This is a genomic window from Bacteroidales bacterium, from assembly GCA_022647615.1.
Classification (GTDB): domain Bacteria; phylum Bacteroidota; class Bacteroidia; order Bacteroidales; family UBA932; genus Egerieousia.
In genome coordinates this window covers 2,051,167-2,068,404 of record JALCKZ010000001.1, presented here as the reverse complement: position 1 = coordinate 2,068,404, position 17,238 = coordinate 2,051,167, and the positions used below count along the sequence as shown (strand labels likewise).

Sequence of the window (17,238 nt, the reverse complement as noted above, 5' to 3'; positions counted from 1 at the left end):
ATAGTTTAGTTCTTTGATGCTTCATCAATTAGGTACAGTATAGATTTGAAAGTCAGGTCACTGTGGCTGGATAAGCCAATCTCGCAAGTTCTGCTTGTGGCATAACCTTCTTTGCAGTCTGCTACCTGGGCTTTTAAAGTTCTAAGTCCGTTGTCATTAAGTTCAGGCAAGAAAAATCCTTTATCTCCGGCAAAACCGCAGCAATTCTCATCCACAACCACTACTTTTTTGACACAGGCTTTTGCTATGTCGTATAGCATCTGGTCAACTCCAAGTTTTTTAGCTGTGCACACCGCAAATACCGCAACGGTTTTATTTAACTTTCTAATTCTCAATCTTGGCATAAGATACTTTTTGCTAAACTCTACAGGCTCATAGATGTCAAGTTCTTTACCAAAATTTTCCTTCATGGTGTAAAGGCATGGAGACATATCGCATAGAATAGGGTATTTGCCTTTAAATGAGGCAATTGCAAGTTCTTTCTTAAGATTGTCGCTTAAGAATTTTCCCGCTTTTACATAACCTTTGCTGGAGAAAGCCATTCCGCAGCACAAATGTTTCAAATTGTATGGATACACAACTTCATAGCCGGCCTTTCTTATAAGTTTGTCAGTAAGCTGAGTAAGAGTTAAGGCATCCCGGTACTCTTTAGAATTGCCCATGGTTCTTGTAATGCAAGATGGGAAATAGACAACTTTAGGTTTGTGGTTAATTATTCCATAGCGTCTATCTACTTTATCCGCCTCATTTTTATACTCCGGCAATTTTAATCCGCTAATTCTCCCTCCTCCGGCAGGATAATATTTATTCCACGCAGGTATAAGTCCGCCTGTCATTTCCCTTGCAAACCACGCAATGGCGCCAAACATTTTCTTGCCCATCATGACTCTCATAAAGTAGGCAAAATTCCATCCTGCCCTTGTAAACCATACAAGGATTCCCATGTGCTTGGCTATTCTAACAGCCTTGTTTTCAGCTTTTTCTGAGTGAGACGCATGGCGCAGCTCCTTTGTAAGTTTTCCCGTATCAACGTGCACCGGACAAGTTATTGCGCATAAGCTGTCAGTAGCGCAGGAGCCGGTTCCCCATGACTCATATTTTTTGCGCATCTCTGCTAGTATATGAGGTTGAGTTCCATCCTTTTCCAGCCTGTGCATCTCTCTGTATCCGGCAACTCTTTGTCTCGGCGATAGTGTGTAACCCTCTGCTACACAGCTTCTTTCACAAAATCCGCATTCCATGCATTTATCAATGGTTTCAGAAGTTGCCGGACAAGGCTTAAGATTCTTTATGTGTGCCTGAGCATCTGTATTTAGAATAACGCCCGGATTAAGAATGCCCTTAGGGTCAAATAAATCCTTAACCCGTTTCATAAGAGCATACGCTTGTTCTCCCCATTCCTTCTCAACAAATGGAGCCATGTTTCTTCCGGTTCCGTGTTCCGCCTTTAGAGAACCGTCATATTTTGATACCACCATGGTTGTGATATCATCCATGAATTTTGCATACTTGTCAATCTCTTCCTGTGTGTTAAATGCCTGATTGAACATGAAATGCAAGTTCCCTGCAAGCGCATGTCCAAATATAACAGCTTCTGAATATCCGTCCTTGTCAAATATCTCCCTTAAGTCCATAACTGCATCTGCAAGCTTAGGGACAGGGAAGCAGATGTCCTCAATAATTGCAGTAGTTCCGGGGCGTCTCATTCCTGCAACTGTCGGGAGTGTCTCCTTTCTTACCTTCCACAATATCGCCTGCTCCTTTGCATCCTTTGTGAATGAGATAGGCAGGAGCGTCTTGAAATCTTTTATGCTTGCCGTTATTTTCTCTATATGTTCATCAACTCTGCTGCTGAACTCTCCTGTTGTTTCAACAAGAAGTCCGCATGCTCCATCGGGCAAAGTCTTAAGATATTCCGGAATTCCTGGGGCTTGGTCAACAGATTTTATTGCGGCGCGGTCGATTAGCTCTACTGCAGAAACAGGCTGTTCCTTAAGGACTTGTACTGCACTGCAAGCCTCTTTAATATTTGGATAAATTATTAAGGCAAGGGCTTTATCGGGATTATCAGGTACGGTCAAATAGGTGATGGTGGAGATAAATGCAAGCGTCCCCTCTGAACCTATTATCATGTGCTTAAGAATATCTATTCCATTTTTGTAATCTACAAATGCATTTAAACTGTATCCTGTTGTGTTTTTAATTTTATATTTTCTCTTAATTCTCTCCCTCAAAACTTCATTCTCATTAATCTCCTTTGCAATATTTTCCAGCCCCTCAATAAGCTGTTTATGAGTCTTTTTGAAGTAACTGCAGCTCTCCGGAATTGCAGTATTCAATTCTGTTCCGTCGCTTAAAACGACGTCAATGTCAGCAATTGTTTTATATGAATTTTGGCTTGTGCCGCAGCACATGCCGCTAGCATTATTTGCCGCAATTCCTCCAATCATTGCGGCATCAATTGATGCAGGGTCGGGACCAATTTTTTTACCGTAGCGGGCAAGAAGTCTGTTTGCAACAGCTCCTCTAATTCCAGGCTCAAGCAATATTTTCTCTCCCCTGGCAAAAACTTTGTAATGTGTAAAACCATGAGATACAAGAACTAGCACAGAATCTGAAATGGCCTGTCCGCTTAAAGAAGTGCCGGCGGCGCGGAAAGTAACCGGAATGTTCATTTGGTTTGCGACAATCAAAATGAACCTGATTTCAAAAGTTGAGTTTGCTCTGATAACGAGTTTTGGAATCAGCCTGTAGAAAGATGCGTCTGTTCCAAACGCAAGAGTGCTGAGGGCGTCATGAAACATCCTCTCGGCAGGAATTTTTTCAGATATTCTGTTGTAAAATTCCAGATATTTGCCGCTAATCATTTATTTAGTTTTTATAGTTTGTTCAGAAGCTCCTGTAGAGTGTCAGGGGTTATATCTTTGGCAATCACTATGTTATCTTTATCCAGAAGATAGATGCCGGGGACAGTTTCAGTATCATACAAATCTCTCAAATCTCCCTCTCCGTTTTTGTCCCATAAGTTTTTCCACTCAAATCCGCTCTTTGCAACATACTTCACCCATGCAGAGTAATCCGTTCCAGTGTATATCCCAAGAAACTCTACTCCAAATTTACTCTTTTTTGTCCTTACGTTATCTCTTAATTTTGAATAAATTTCTTTCATTTTCTTAGAAGTCTCCTGGCAAATACCGCAAGTTGGATTGAAAAAGTAGAGAACTTTGTAATCTTTTTTAACATCGTAAAGGCTTATGGGGGACCCTGAAATATCTCTCAGCTTTACATCTGCCGCCTTTTCTCCAAGTCTATTTTTATTAAATGACTTGATAGCTCTTTCCACTGATTCTACAAAACATGTATCCTCCCACAAATATTTTTTCCCGCAAATGTATTTTTCTCCCGCGTAAACAGCACCCTCCTGCAGGGCGTAACTGTCTGAATCTTTGAAGTCTACATAAAGTTCTCTAAACATCTCACAGTACAATTCTTTGCGCTTATCGTTCATTTTTGCGGCGGGGGCTCCAATACCGTCTGCCGTTGTATCTCTCTCTCCTGTAAGCTGTTTATACAGCTCATCTATCATATCTTTAACGTTTTTGCTATCTGCCGGCTGCATCTGTTTTATCAGCTTTTCAAAGAATGCGTCGTATTCATCTCTTTTCTTTTTTTCTCCCGACAGAATCTCTTTTATGTTATCTGTTTTAACATCCCTTCCGATGAATCTTCCCTCTCTGTTGAGCAAATACATCGTAGGTGTAGAGATAACCCCGTAAACAAGCGGAAAATTGCCTTCTCTTGCCAAATCTGCAACATGTGTCCATGTGACAAATGGATTATATGAGGAAAATTTAGGAAGGTATTTTTTCCATGCCTCTGCATTTGTCCCTGTATAGACGGCATAAATATTTAACGGCGTATCTGTATACAGATTTATAAAGTTAACCAACTTTGGAGTCTCAAGTTTGCAGTACGCACAATCATCTGAGTAGAAGTAGATTATAGTGTATTCGCCGACAGTGTTTCTAATGCTTTTTACAATTCCGGAAGTATCCTTGAGCTCCAGAGCAGGCGCCTTCATACCCAGCAACGTATTCTCATTCAGCTTGGTATAGTATTGTATCTCATAAAATAAGCTGTCGGGAACTTCAACTTTTTTGTTGAGAATATAATTATTGGCCACATAAATTGCTCCGGACTCCGCCCCCATGACATCTGCATTTTTAAAGAAATCAAAACATGAAAGGGCAATGCTGCTTTTGAGCGGATCTGATGTAAGAAATCTGTTATTCAGTAGTTTATCTATCCTTGCGCAAATTGTATCCTGCGGATTGTACTGCACTCCGTGGAGATAATTCTTTAAGATTTTCTCTCCGTAATTTGCATATATCATCCTGTCATCCGCAAACGGCAGCGGACCTGTCCCGTCAAAATTATCCGGCAGTTTGCCAATACCATATTCCAGCAGAATATTTACGAGAGAATTTGGACAATATTTTTTTGCTCTAAACTTTAGATTTGGAATTACGTGCATCATGGAATCTGCACCAATTTTTTTAAACTCATTATCTGCCGCATTTGCTATTGCGGAATAATTTGCGGAGAACATAAACATTAGATTGGAGTAGTTCTGCAGTTTAAAATAAATGTCATTTTCCGGACCTCCCTTGACCTCTGTAACATATTGCAGCCAAGCGTTTTTCCTCCTCTCAACCTTATAAGTCTCGGTGAATTTCATGTCATTCCCCGTGGAGTAAAAGAAAGAGAAAATTTTATTGCCTCCGGCTCTGATTATATTGTAGCAACCTTGTGTAAAAGAATTTTTTTTGCCTCCCGGCAGCTGATAAATTCCGCCAATAAAAGTTATAGAATTTCTCTTGGAAACAACAGCGGAATCAACTACAACGGACGTATTATCTCCCCATGTTTGTTTGTACAAATAGAACTTATCTCCGCTGTTAACTTTACCCGAAAGAAGTGTGTCAGGTAGAATCGTGATAATCTTGTATCTTCCTGAAGGTTTGAATGTTGCGTTGGCAGTGTTTTCCGCCTTGGATTTGGCGGAAGCCAAAGATTTTGTCTGGGCTTCAGATGGCTCTTTTGCCAGCAGGACTGCGGCCAGCAATAAAATTGCTGCTGTTAAAATATTTTTACGCATATATCAGCTATGCTCCAAAAATTAAGCCCTGCTTTTTTGTCTTTGCAGGTCAGTTATTTTTTGGGATGTTTAATCTTGTGTCTCTCTTTAAGATACTTATCTATATCCACACCTTTTGGCAGAAATTTGGAGGCGTCTCCGTGGTGTATTAGAATATCTCTTACAACTGTGGAAGATATGAAAGAGTACTCATGGCTTGCGGGAATATAAACTGTCGTGACCTTAGGATCCAAAACTCTGTTGGCCTGTGCTACAACTCCCTCAAATTCAAAGTCGGTAGTGGTACGCAAACCCCTGACAATATAATGTACGTCCAATCTTGTACATAGATTGATAGTCAGCTCTTTGTAAGTACACAGACTAACTCTGTCACCATAACATTTTATGGCATCTTCTATGATTTTAACTCTTGTGGCAACAGGGAAAAAACCTGCAGCTTCTTTAGTGCTATTGTACCCCACAGCAACCGTCACATGGTCAAATAGTTTTAATGCTGAATCCAAGACATCCATGTGTCCCAGAGTAAACGGGTCAAAAGAACCGGGAAAAATTGCTTTGCGCTCCTTCATAAAGAATGTAAATTTTTCACAAAGTTAGGCAAATGCCAAACCAAGTGCAAACGGGCGCTTTTGTTTCATTTGTAAAAAAATTATTTGCTCCAGTCAATAGGGGAGAGACCCTCTGAAACAAGGACGTTATTACACTTTGAAAAATGGCGGCATCCAAAGAATGCTCCGCCTGCCAAAGGTGACGGATGAGCAGCTTCAAGCACTGTGTGCTTAGTGCTGTCTATCAGCGCTTTCTTGCTGCGGGCAAAGTTTCCCCACAACATGAATACCAATCCGGTTTTTCTATCAGATAGAGTTTGAATCACTGCATCTGTAAATTTTTCCCATCCAATTCTGCTGTGGCTTGCGGCAACTCCTGCGCGTACGGTCAAAATTGCATTTAGCAAGAAGACTCCCTGTTTTGCCCATCCCTCCAAATTTCCGTTCTTTCCTTGCAATGAAATTCCAACATCATTTTCTATCTCTTTGTAAATGTTTTTTAAAGATGGAGGTGCCATAACTCCCTCAGGCACAGAGAAGCTCAAGCCATGAGCCTGGCCGGGATTGTGATACGGGTCCTGTCCCAGAATTACAACTTTGACCTGGCTGAAAGGGGTAAGATTAAAGGCATTAAAAATAAGAGAGCCGGGGGGATAAATTACCTTCCCGCTCTCTTTTTCTTTATGCAGAAATTCAACCAGATTTTTGAAATAGTCCTTGCTAAATTCCTCCTCAAGAACATCTTTCCACTCCTGTTGAATTTTTACGTCCATTTCATCTAAGATTAGTTCTGCAAAAATACATTAATTGCAGAACTATCTGAAAAAATTGACTCTATATCAGAAAATAAATTTCAGAACTTCATCCATTGTTTTAACATAATGGAACTTAAGCCCCTTTACGTAAACAGCATTTATCTCCTTTATATCTCTTTCATTTTCAGCACTTAATACGATAGTGTCAATGCCGGCCCGCTTTGCTGCAAGGATTTTTTCTTTGATTCCTCCCACCGGCAAAACTCTTCCCCTAAGTGTCATCTCACCTGTCATTGCGATGCCGCTTTTTATCTTCTTGCCCATAAGAGCGGAAGCCATTGCGCTAACCATCGTGATACCGGCAGAAGGTCCGTCTTTTGGAATCGCTCCTTCCGGAACATGAACGTGCAAATCTTTCTTTTTAATGTCTGCTATTTTCATTCCAAGCAGTTGAGGATGTGCCTTCAAATATTGATATGCAATAGTGGCGGACTCCTTCATTACATCTCCCAAATTGCCTGTGGTTGTGAGATTTCCCTTGCCTTCGCTTTTGCTGCACTCAACAAAAAGAATTTCTCCTCCCATTTCCGTCCAGGCAAGTCCGGTAACAACTCCGGGCGCCTCATTTCCCTTTTGCAAATCATGCATATTTGTAGGAAGTCCAAGAATTTCTTTCACATCCTTAACTTCAATCGGATCCGTAGGCTTCTCATCCATAGCAATTTTCATTGCATTGTGCCTTGCAACTTTTGCTATCTGCTTATCCAGCTGCCTTACACCGCTTTCCCTTGTATATTCATCAATAATCTCCTCAATAGCGCCATCTCCAAATTTAAGCTGTTCTTCTTTAAGTCCGTGAGCCTCAATTTGTTTAGGAATCAGATAATCCTTTGCGATATGGTATTTTTCCTCCGCAAGATAACCTGAAAGCTGTATCATTTCCATTCTATCTTTTAACGCAGAATGGATGGTGCTGATATTATTTGCTGTCGTGATAAAAAGTACTCTGGACAGGTCATAATCAATATCAAGATAGTTATCATGGAATGTTGCATTCTGCTCCGGGTCAAGAACTTCCAGCAGAGCGGAAGCAGGGTCTCCGTGATAATCGCTGCTTACCTTGTCAATCTCATCCAGCACAATTACGGGATTGGAAGAACCGGACCTGTTAATTGCCTGCATTATTCTTCCCGGCATTGCGCCAATATAAGTTTTGCGGTGACCTCTTATTTCAGATTCATCATGCAGACCTCCCAAAGAAATCCTCTGATATTTTCTGCCAAGCGCTTTTGCGACAGATTTTCCCAAAGAAGTTTTGCCTGTCCCCGGAGGGCCGTAAAGACAAATAATAGGGGACTTCATATTTCCTCTAAGCTTAAGAACTGCAAGGAATTCCAAGATTCTCTCTTTAACTTTCTCCAATCCGTAGTGGTCATCATCCAGAACTTTTTGGGCATGCTTCAAATCCAAATTATCCGTAGTTGTTTCATTCCACGGAAGATTAACCAAAAATTCCAGATAATTTAATTCAACATTATAATCGGGGGAACTGGGATTTACCTTCTCCAGCCTTGCCGCACTCTTATCAAATTCCTTCTTTGCATAATCAGGCCACTTCTTCTCCGCAGCCTTTTTCTTCAGCTCGGAAAGGTCCTTGTTGTTGTTATCCATTCCAAGTTCTTCCTGGATTGTTTTCAGCTGATTATTAAGGTAATACTCTCTCTGCTGCTGGTCAATTTCAGTCTTGACCTTTTGCTGAATATCGTTCTTAATCTTAAGAATTTCTATTTGTTTGTTTAGCAGCGCCAGAAGTTTATAAGCTCTCTGCTTAACATCGCCTTCCGCCAGCATTCCCATCTTGTCAATAACCGTCTGATCCTCCAGGCTGACTGAAATAAAATTAACCAGAAATTCAAATGATTCAATATTTTTGATTGCAAACTCCGCTTCCTGAGGCAGTTGCGGGCTCATCTTCAAAATATACAGCGCGGACTCTTTTATAGAGTCTGACAAAGCCTCCGCATCCTTATCGGATTTATCAGGAACAGTATCTATTAAGTTCTCGACAGTTCCCAGCAAGTACGGGTCAGTTGCAATTATCTGGTTCAGCTTGAATCTTCTTATACCTTGGAGTACCGCAGTAACTGCTCCGTCAGGCATCTCTATGATTTTCAATATTTTAGCAGAAGTGCCAATCTCATACAAATCTATTTGGGTTGGGTCTTCTTTCTTAACATCAATCTGCGTAACTGTCCCGATAATTTTTGTCGTCTTGTATAATGCGCGGACGAGTTTCATGGATTTATCTCTTCCAACGGTAATTGGCAATACTGTTCCGGGAAAAAGCACTGCATCTCTCAATGCCAAGATAGGCAACGTATTAGGAAGTTCCAGCTTATCAAGTTTGGAACTCCCGTCTATGTTCATAACGGGAAGTATATTAATGTCTCCGCTCTCCAATTGATTGAGTAGTGATTCAGAAAATTTCATTTTTATCTCCTTATTTTTTACTTACCTAAAAATATTCTGCGCAAATGCGCTTAATGTCAATTTGTCAGAAAATACCTTCTTTGTTTGCCTCCTTGTGCGTAAAGCTCTATATTTCCGACTATTGTATAGTAGAAAGTCAATCTCTGTGCCATAAAATGCGCGGCAGAATTGTATGACTAATTTTCCTGTTAATCCGGGTTAATAGATAGGGGCTTTAAACCCAAAAGTGAATCCGCCTGTCCCTTTGCGGTTGATTGCGTACCCAACATTAACAACGATATCGTAGTAAGTCAGTATATCAATCCCCACTCCCGTACCAAAAAGAAATGTATTTGATAATGAGTTATTCTCCCTGTGGTGGTCTTGCCAAACATATCCTGTGTCAAACTTAACCGTTCCATATATTGTGAAGTGCGGCTTGTTTATCTTTTTCCATCCTTTGAGAATATGCAGCTGGACAATTTTTGTTGGCAAAATGCAATATCTGATTGTATTATTGTGTGTGAAATAGTGCTGGCCGTCAATAACATAGAGGTCATATCCGGTCAGGCTTACGTTTTCATATCCTATTGCCTGGTCATTAATATATGATGCATTGCTCATCATTGAGGTGGAGAGCTTTAGCGTGGACCCCCAGAACCACCTGTCAGATATTTGTTTGTAGTACTGCAAATCCGCACTCACATTCCAATGAACAAAATCAAAATTATTGCTCTCTGTAAGTGTTGCGGAAGTCCCTATGTAATAACCAGTTGTAGGATAGAAAATATAGTTTCTCTGGTCCAGGCTATAAGAATATGTTAGTATAAATTTTCTGTTATACCTGCTGTCGACTCCCCAGTATTGAGGATTTGCAATTAAGACGGAATCTCTAATATATGAAAATCCGTATTCAAGTGATAAAGAGTGTCTTGTCCTAATTCCCGGGCGGTATATATAGGTTGCCTTCAAACCTTCTGATTTTTGCATAAGATGGTCGCTCTTAAGCCTTTGCTGCTTATCCCCCTCGGTTTTATAATCAATGTTTTTATAAAACAGGGCATATCCGTAAAAATTCAAATAAGACGTCCTGCTTTTGTTAAGCGCTAGATTACTGTAATATGCGGAGATTCCTTTTTCATATCCAATTGAGCCTTGTACGGTGACTTTGTGCCCAAGGCCCCAAAGATTGTCCATTTTGGCTCCAAAGTCATAAGTTATCCTTTTTGTGTCCATTTTTTTGACCCATGAACTCAAATTTCTATCCTCCAATTTTACGTCAAAAAGCGGCCACAGATACCATCTCTCTTCTACGGAAATCATTATAGTATAGGATGTTGCGCCATCGGATGGTGCGGCTGAAACACTAACGGAATCCTTAGTTTGCAGAGAAGATGTCTCTTTTGGAAGGTTCTTTAAGGTGGAAGTACTGTCGGGATTAGTAATAAAATTACTCCCTGCTGGCTGGTATGTTATAGTAACATAGTTAAATAGAGAGATGTTGAGCAGGTTTTGCTTTGCCTTTTCTATCTGGTCCTCCAGTTCCTGCTGGCTAAGCGTCATACCCCTCTTAAAAGGTAATTCCCTTAGGATTATCTTGTCTCTGGTTAGCTTGTTGCCGCTTATGTAAATATCTGATATGTAGATGTTTTGAGCTGCAATTGCGGCGGAAAAGGCTAGAAACAGCATCAAAAAAATAATCTTCTTCACCCGTAAAATTCTCACAATCAAAGGTAGCCATAAATATGGAATGTTCACAAATTGTTAAAAAAAAGAAAAAAATTTTGGCTTATTGTTTTGTTAATCAAGAAAATTACTCTACTTTTGTGCCACAAAAATTTTAACTAATCAATTAATTTTTATCAATTATGACAAAAGCTGATATCATTAATGAAGTTGCAAAGGAAACCGGAATGGAGAAGGTTGCCGTTCAACGTGTAATTCAAGAATTTATGGGAAGCGTTAAAGATTCCCTAGCAAAAGGAAAACCAGTTTATCTTCGCGGATTCGGTTCTTTCGTTGTTAAGAAACGCGCAAAGAAAACTGCTAGAAACATTTCAAAGAATACTACATTAATCATTCCTGCTCACAACATTCCTGCTTTCAAGCCTGCTAAAGTTTTCATGAGCAAGGTTAAAGGCGGAAGAAAGTAATATGCCAAGCGGAAAGAAAAGAAAGGGGCATAAGATGGCCACTCACAAACGCAAGAAGCGTCTGCGTAAGAACAGACATAAGAAGCGTAAGTAGCAGGTATCTTATGTGTCTGTAGATAGAAATTTAATCTAAAGCAGATTGGCTCTGCTTTAGATTATTTTTTTGGTATGGAGAAGGATTTAATCATAGATGTTAGCCCTGCGGAGATAACCATTGCTCTGCTGGAGGATCATAGGCTAATAGAACTCAATAAAGAGCAGAATAACGGCTCTTCTTATCAGGTTGGAGATGTCTATCTGGGAAGAGTTAAAAAGGTGATGCCGGCTCTTAATGCCGCCTTTGTAGATATAGGTGACAATAAGGATGCTTTTATTCACTATCTGGATCTTGGGTTGAATTTTAAAGCCTTTGATTACTTTGCTAAACAGGTTAATCCCAACAGGGATTTGAAATCCCTTTACTCTAGTGTTAGAATAGGACCCATCCTGGAGAAGGAGGGGAAGATAGAAGATGTATTAACGCCGGGGCAATCTGTTATTGTCCAGATAGTTAAAGAGCCCATTTCTACAAAAGGCTCCAGACTTACGGCGGAAATTTCAATTGCCGGGAGAAATATTGTGCTGTTCCCTTTTGGACAAAAGGTGAGCATATCCCAAAAAATTTCTTCCAAGGAGGAAAAGAACCGCTTGGAGCGTCTGGTAAAGAGCATTCTTCCAAAGAATTATGGCGTTATCATCAGAACTGCCGCAGAAGGTAAAACATCGGCAATTCTTGATCCGGAGATTCATGCTCTAGTTCAGAAATGGGAAAGCGGCTGTAAAAAACTGTCGGGAGCTAAGCCTCCCAAGCTGCTGTTTTCAGAGAACAGCAAGACCACCACAATTTTAAGAGACCTTTTAAATGACTCATTCTCAAGCGTTGAGGTTAACGATGAGACTGTTTACAATGAGGTCCGCTCTTATGTAGATACAATTGCTCCGCAACAGGATAAAATTGTAAGGCTATATACCGGAGATGAGCCAATAATGGACGCTTTTGATGTCACAAGACAAATCAAAGGTGCGTTCGGCAAAGTTGTTCCTATTAAGCAAGGTGCATATCTTGTTATAGAACATACTGAGGCTCTGAATGTTGTGGATGTTAATAGCGGTATCAGGGCTAAGAAGGGCATTGACCAGGAGGAGAATACTTTTGAGGTCAACATGCACGCGGCCGATGAGATTGCCAGGCAAATGAGGCTTAGAGATTTGGGCGGCATTGTTATTATTGACTTCATAGATATGGAGGATAATAATAATAAAATGAAGCTGTTCAAGCACATGCAAGACTTAATGCAGAGTGACAGAGCAAAGCATAACGTCCTGCCTCTGACCAAGTTTGGCCTAATGCAGATTACAAGACAGCGTGTAAGGCCGGCAACTGAAATTAGCGTTAACGAGAAGTGTCCTATGTGTCACGGAACCGGAGAAATTGCGCCAAGCATTTTGGTTGATGAAGCTCTGGAGAGACAATTGGCATATTACGTTAAAGAGAGAAAAATCAAATCTTTTATTCTTAAAGTTAACCCAATCCTGGAGGCATACCTTTCTAAGCGTAAGGGTCTGTTCCATAGCATTGTAAAAGACTGGTGCAAAAAATATTCCTGCAACATAAAGCTGCAGATTGATAATGATTTCACCCTTTTGCAATCTGAATGGTACAAAGAAAATGGCCAGATGATTTACGACGAGTAAAGATTTTTTGCAGATTTATATCTGAAAAAAGCGTAGAATTTAAAATGCAGCGGCTAAAACAAAGCTTGCTGCATTTTCTTTTTTATCTCTTTATTGCACAGATTTCCAATGCTTCCGGAGTGCGAGTGTTTTAGAGAGCTTACAGTGATGCGGCCGTCTTTATCTCTTTTGCCGTCAAATTTATAATTGCCCTTATTCACTTTTATCCCGACAGTTTTATACGCATCTCTGAATGGTATTCCGGAGGCGGCAAGGCGGTTCACTTCCTCTACGGTAAACATTACTTCATATTTTTTATCCTTCAGAATATCCTCATTTACAGAGATATTGTCAAGCATATATTTTGTCATCTTTAGGCATGAATGCATTTTTTCCAGTGACGGAAATATTACTTCTTTGAGCAGCTGGTAGTCCCTGTGGTATCCGTGAGGAAGATTTGTGGTCATCATAGAGATCTCATTTTGAGCAGCTTGTATCATGTTGCAATTGCCGCGCAAAATCTCCCATACGTCAGGATTTTTTTTGTGCGGCATTATGCTGCTGCCTGTTGTCAGCTCGTCGGGAAATTTAATGAATCCAAAATTCGGGCACATGTAGATGCAGCAATCCTCTGCAAGTTTATTTATTGTCCCTGCAATCTGACCTATCGCCGAGGCTACCGCTTTTTCTGTTTTACCTCTTCCTAGTTGTGCCGCTATAGAATTATAACTCAGCGTTTTAAAGCCAAGAAGTTTTGTGGTCATTTCTCTGTCCAGAGGAAATGAACTTCCATATCCTGCCGCACTTCCTAGAGGATTCTGATTAGCTATTGAGTATGCTGCCTTAAGCATAATCATGTCATCTGCAAGTGTTTCTGCGTATGCTCCAAACCAAAGACCGAATGACGATGGCATAGCAATCTGAAAATGAGTGTATCCGGGGAGTATAACGTTTTTATATTTTTCACTAAGATTTTGCAAAGTGTTAAAAAGTTCCAGCACTTCATCCCTGACAATTTCACACTCATCCTTAAAGAAAAGTTTAAGGTCAACAAGCACCTGGTCATTGCGTGAACGTCCGGAATGTATTTTTTTCCCGATAGTTCCAAGTCTCTTGGTAAGAAGCAGTTCCACTTGTGAGTGTATGTCCTCAACATCTGGGGCAAGTTTGAACTTTCCGGAGGATATTTCTTTTAAAATTTCATCTAGCCCTCCTTGAAGTTTTTTCTCTTCTTCTGCCTTTAGCAATCCTATTTTTTGCAACATTTTTATGTGGGCCTTTGAACCAATCACATCAAATTTTGCAAGGCGCAAGTCCAGTTCTCTATCTTTTCCTGTGGTAAAATCTTCTACAGCTTTTGTTGCGCTAATCCCTTTGTTCCAGAGTGTTGCCATGATATATCAAATTTGAAAAATCCTAAATAATTTTATTAAACGCTTTTTACAATGCTCTAATAAATTCTATATATTTTTTTACCCCTTCTTTTATCTCTCTCTTGTAAATAAATTCATCTGCCCTGTGACTTCTTGCAGAATCTCCCGGGCCCATTTTAATTGCCGGAATATCCATTCTGGTCCAATCTGATGAAGTAGGGGAAACAAATGGCTTAAGTCCCTGTTTCTTAATGCATTTAAGTAATATGTGATTTGCAGGAGTTGATGATACTTTGTGTTCCAGGCTGCGCGGAGTCAGCTTGCTTTTCACCCTTTTTTGCAACATTTTCCATATCTCCTCATTCCCATATTTTTCAGTAGGGCGGATATCAATTACAAATGAGCAACTGTCGGGAACTACATTATGAGCCGTTCCTGCATTTATCTGAGTCACAGTTAATTTTACATCTCCCATCAGCGCGGAATGTCTCTTAAATTTGTAGTTGCGCAAAGTTTGAATATCATCAGCAGCAATGTACAGAGCGTTAATGCCTTCATTTCTTGCAGCATGTCCGCTCTTGCCTGTTGCCTTTCCGTCAAGAACCAGGAGGCCTCTTTCAGCTATTGCCGGATTCATTTGGGTAGGTTCACCGACAATTGCAAAATTGGGTTTAATATTTTTATTTGCAGATTTACGTAACTCCTTGATAATAGCGGTCATGCCGCCTTTTCCGCTCCGCTCTTCTTCCGTGGAAAGGGCAAGAAGAATATTCACATTTGAATTGCGGTTGCAGAAATAGAAAAAAGTCTCCGTTAGAGAGACCAAACCGGCTCCGTCATCATTGCTCCCAAGTCCTATTATTTTATCTCCTTTTTCTGTTGCGCCGTAAGGATCAACAGTATAGCTGTCAGCCGCTTTAACTGTATCAATATGAGCCGATAACATAAGCGTCTTCTTCTCTTTGGAGAAATCATTTCTGTATGCGATTATGTTTTTGCCAATACGTTTTACGGTAACTGCATTTGCATTTTTGTTAATCGCTTTCGCCTCTTCTGATATGTACTTAAACAGGTAATCGCTCTTTTGCTTCTCATCAAAGGAGCATGCCGGAATCTTGATAATTTCCTTTAGCAGGCAAATGGCTTTGTCTGATAATTCATTTATTTCCAATGTGTTATTCGGCGTGCTATTTAGTGTGTTATTCATCAAAATTCTTAAGGATTATATCTGTTTTCTTTCCCTCAAGCAAATTATCCGCGTGTTTTATGACAACTCTCCTTACGCCATTTTCCAGAGCTTTAAATGCATTATCTAGTTTTGGAATCATGCCTCCGGAAACTTGTCCGCTCTCTTTCATCTTGGAAAAACTCTCTTTTGTTATTAGCGGAATAACACTTTCATCATCATTGGGATTGCTTAGAACTCCTTGTTTGTCAAAACAATATATAAGTTCAACATTATAGATTGATGACATTGCGGCTGCAATTTCTCTTGCCATTGTATCCGCATTAGTATTGAGAAGAGAACCACCGCAATCGTGAGTAATTGCACAAAATACAGGGACCATATTGCTCCCGATGAAAGTGTCTATTAGTCTGGTATTTATGTCAGAAGATTCAACATCTCCAACAAAGCCCCAGTCAATTTTATCGTCTTTGCGCTTATACGCAGGAACTGCGTTTCCATCTGCTCCGGAAAGGCCAATAGCATCACATCCCCGTTTTTGCAGAGATGCAACTAACTGCTTGTTAATCAAGCCAGCATAGACCATTGTTACCAGCTTGAGCATAGAACTGCCGGTGACCCTTCTGCCCTCTATCATTTTAACTTCTATGCCAAGCTTCTTTGCCAGTTCAGTTGCAACAGCGCCTCCTCCGTGAACCAAAATTTTAGGTCCGGCAACGCAGCAAAAATTATCCAGAAATTTCTCCAGCGCTTCCTGCTTATCTATTACGTTGCCGCCAATCTTTATTACTTTCAGACTTTCCATTTTTCTCCCGACAGCTTTTAACCTGCTTGTGTTTTTTTTAAGAATTCCTTAAGCTATTGATATAGTAATATATTAAGCAAAATGCCCGTTTTTTTAATAATCTAACTGTTCAAGTATTTGCTCTATAACCGTTTGTGCAGATACAACTCTGTTTGCCGCCTCCGGAATTACAAGAGAGTTTTTGCCTTCAATAACGTCATCTGTCACAATCATGTTCCTTCTTACCGGAAGACAGTGCATGAAATACGCGTTGTTGGTCAGAGCCATCTTCCGGGAATCTATAGTCCAATCTCTGTCCGTGCAAATTACTTTTCCATAATTTGGCTCTTCGTATGCAGACCAATTTTTACCGTAAATGAAATCAGCTCCTTTAAAAGCCTTCTCTTGGTCGTATTCTATTTTAGCACCTTTTGTTATTGCAGGATCTAGCTCATAACCACGTGGTTGTGTAATTACAAGCTCATAACCTGCGGCCAAAATCCACTCTGCAAAAGAATTAGGAACAGCCTGCGGCAGGGCCTTTGGATGGGGAGCCCAGCTCATTACAATTTTAGGATGTTCTGTTTTTTTGTACTCATTGATTGTTATCAAGTCAGCAAAGGCCTGCATCGGGTGGCGGGTTGCAGATTCCATGCTAATCACCGGACGTCCGCTGTATTTAATAAACTGATTAAGAATCTTCTCCGAATAGTCATCCTCTCTTTTTTGCAAACCTGCAAAAGAGCGGACTCCGATAATATCACAATATGAGCCCATTACAGGAATTGCCTCCAAAATGTGCTCGCTCTTATCTCCGTCCATTACAACGCCTCTTTCCGTCTCCAGCTTCCATGCCCCTTGATTAATATCCAAAACCATAACATTCATTCCAAGATTAAGCGCAGCCCTCTGCGTGCTCAATCTAGTCCTTAAACTTGAATTAAAAAACACCAGAAGTATAGTCTTGTCCTCTCCAAATATCTTATAATCAAATGGATGATTTTTCATTTTCTTGGCCTTTTTCAATGCCTTATTCAAATTACCAACATCACTTACTGTAACTATTTTTTCAATTTTATTTTTTGCCATCTCTTTTAGT

Annotated in this window: 12 protein-coding genes; 2 read left to right on the top strand and 10 right to left on the bottom strand. The window is 40.2% G+C overall.

Features of this window, described 5'->3' with window-relative positions:
- Positions 1 to 5: 5 nt before the first annotated feature.
- The 6 genes from LKM37_08975 to LKM37_08950 all read right to left on the bottom strand — a co-directional run bounded on the left by LKM37_08975 (position 6) and on the right by LKM37_08950 (position 10,640).
- The gene (locus LKM37_08975) at positions 6 to 2,867 is read right to left on the bottom strand and encodes an FAD-binding oxidoreductase (GenBank protein MCI1721115.1); all 2,862 of its coding nucleotides are present in this window, start codon (positions 2,865 to 2,867) and stop codon (positions 6 to 8) included.
- An 11-nt stretch (positions 2,868 to 2,878) separates the two neighbouring features.
- A complete protein-coding gene (locus LKM37_08970; protein MCI1721114.1) occupies positions 2,879 to 5,158 on the bottom strand; it encodes a TlpA family protein disulfide reductase in 2,280 nt (759 codons plus the stop codon).
- A gap of 53 nt (positions 5,159 to 5,211) precedes the next feature.
- The gene (coaD, locus tag LKM37_08965; GenBank protein MCI1721113.1) at positions 5,212 to 5,727 is read right to left on the bottom strand and encodes a pantetheine-phosphate adenylyltransferase; all 516 of its coding nucleotides are present in this window, start codon (positions 5,725 to 5,727) and stop codon (positions 5,212 to 5,214) included.
- A gap of 80 nt (positions 5,728 to 5,807) precedes the next feature.
- Positions 5,808 to 6,479 carry a uracil-DNA glycosylase gene (gene ung, locus LKM37_08960; GenBank protein MCI1721112.1) on the bottom strand — a complete coding sequence of 224 codons (672 nt, stop codon included), beginning with the start codon at positions 6,477 to 6,479 and terminating at the stop codon, positions 5,808 to 5,810.
- 66 nt (positions 6,480 to 6,545) lie between these two features.
- Positions 6,546 to 8,951, bottom strand: coding sequence for an endopeptidase La (gene lon / locus LKM37_08955; protein MCI1721111.1), 2,406 nt, complete (start codon positions 8,949 to 8,951; stop codon positions 6,546 to 6,548).
- A gap of 198 nt (positions 8,952 to 9,149) precedes the next feature.
- Positions 9,150 to 10,640 carry a BamA/TamA family outer membrane protein gene (locus LKM37_08950; GenBank protein MCI1721110.1) on the bottom strand — a complete coding sequence of 497 codons (1,491 nt, stop codon included), beginning with the start codon at positions 10,638 to 10,640 and terminating at the stop codon, positions 9,150 to 9,152.
- Positions 10,641 to 10,798: 158 nt separating this feature from the next.
- Between LKM37_08950 and LKM37_08945 the strand changes: the two genes are divergently transcribed.
- The gene (locus LKM37_08945) at positions 10,799 to 11,083 is read left to right on the top strand and encodes an integration host factor subunit beta (protein ID MCI1721109.1); all 285 of its coding nucleotides are present in this window, start codon (positions 10,799 to 10,801) and stop codon (positions 11,081 to 11,083) included.
- Between the two features lie 168 nt (positions 11,084 to 11,251).
- Complete coding sequence (locus tag LKM37_08940; protein ID MCI1721108.1) at positions 11,252 to 12,817, top strand: Rne/Rng family ribonuclease; 1,566 nt, start codon at positions 11,252 to 11,254, stop codon at positions 12,815 to 12,817.
- 53 nt (positions 12,818 to 12,870) lie between these two features.
- Here the strand turns inward: LKM37_08940 and argH are convergent, their stop codons facing one another.
- The 4 genes from argH to LKM37_08920 form a co-directional block, all read right to left on the bottom strand.
- A complete protein-coding gene (argH, locus tag LKM37_08935) occupies positions 12,871 to 14,190 on the bottom strand; it encodes an argininosuccinate lyase (protein MCI1721107.1) in 1,320 nt (439 codons plus the stop codon).
- A gap of 46 nt (positions 14,191 to 14,236) precedes the next feature.
- The gene (locus LKM37_08930; GenBank protein ID MCI1721106.1) at positions 14,237 to 15,376 is read right to left on the bottom strand and encodes a M20/M25/M40 family metallo-hydrolase; all 1,140 of its coding nucleotides are present in this window, start codon (positions 15,374 to 15,376) and stop codon (positions 14,237 to 14,239) included.
- On the bottom strand, positions 15,369 to 16,160 hold the full coding sequence (gene argB, locus LKM37_08925; GenBank protein ID MCI1721105.1) for an acetylglutamate kinase: 792 nt from the start codon (positions 16,158 to 16,160) through the stop codon (positions 15,369 to 15,371). Before argB ends, LKM37_08930 begins: the two co-directional genes overlap by 8 nt.
- 93 nt (positions 16,161 to 16,253) lie before the next feature.
- Positions 16,254 to 17,228, bottom strand: coding sequence for an acetylornithine carbamoyltransferase (locus tag LKM37_08920; GenBank protein MCI1721104.1), 975 nt, complete (start codon positions 17,226 to 17,228; stop codon positions 16,254 to 16,256).
- Between the last annotated feature and the right edge of the window lie 10 nt (positions 17,229 to 17,238).

Coding starts and splice junctions, on each gene's coding strand:
- LKM37_08975 (MCI1721115.1), bottom strand. CDS start 2,867: ATGATTAGCGGCAAATATCTGGAATTTTACAACAGAATATCTGAAAAA.
- LKM37_08970 (MCI1721114.1), bottom strand. CDS start 5,158: ATGCGTAAAAATATTTTAACAGCAGCAATTTTATTGCTGGCCGCAGTC.
- coaD (MCI1721113.1), bottom strand. CDS start 5,727: ATGAAGGAGCGCAAAGCAATTTTTCCCGGTTCTTTTGACCCGTTTACT.
- ung (MCI1721112.1), bottom strand. CDS start 6,479: ATGGACGTAAAAATTCAACAGGAGTGGAAAGATGTTCTTGAGGAGGAA.
- lon (MCI1721111.1), bottom strand. CDS start 8,951: ATGAAATTTTCTGAATCACTACTCAATCAATTGGAGAGCGGAGACATT.
- LKM37_08945 (MCI1721109.1), top strand. CDS start 10,799: ATGACAAAAGCTGATATCATTAATGAAGTTGCAAAGGAAACCGGAATG.
- LKM37_08940 (MCI1721108.1), top strand. CDS start 11,252: ATGGAGAAGGATTTAATCATAGATGTTAGCCCTGCGGAGATAACCATT.
- argH (MCI1721107.1), bottom strand. CDS start 14,190: ATGGCAACACTCTGGAACAAAGGGATTAGCGCAACAAAAGCTGTAGAA.
- LKM37_08930 (MCI1721106.1), bottom strand. CDS start 15,376: ATGAATAACACACTAAATAGCACGCCGAATAACACATTGGAAATAAAT.
- argB (MCI1721105.1), bottom strand. CDS start 16,160: ATGGAAAGTCTGAAAGTAATAAAGATTGGCGGCAACGTAATAGATAAG.
- LKM37_08920 (MCI1721104.1), bottom strand. CDS start 17,228: ATGGCAAAAAATAAAATTGAAAAAATAGTTACAGTAAGTGATGTTGGT.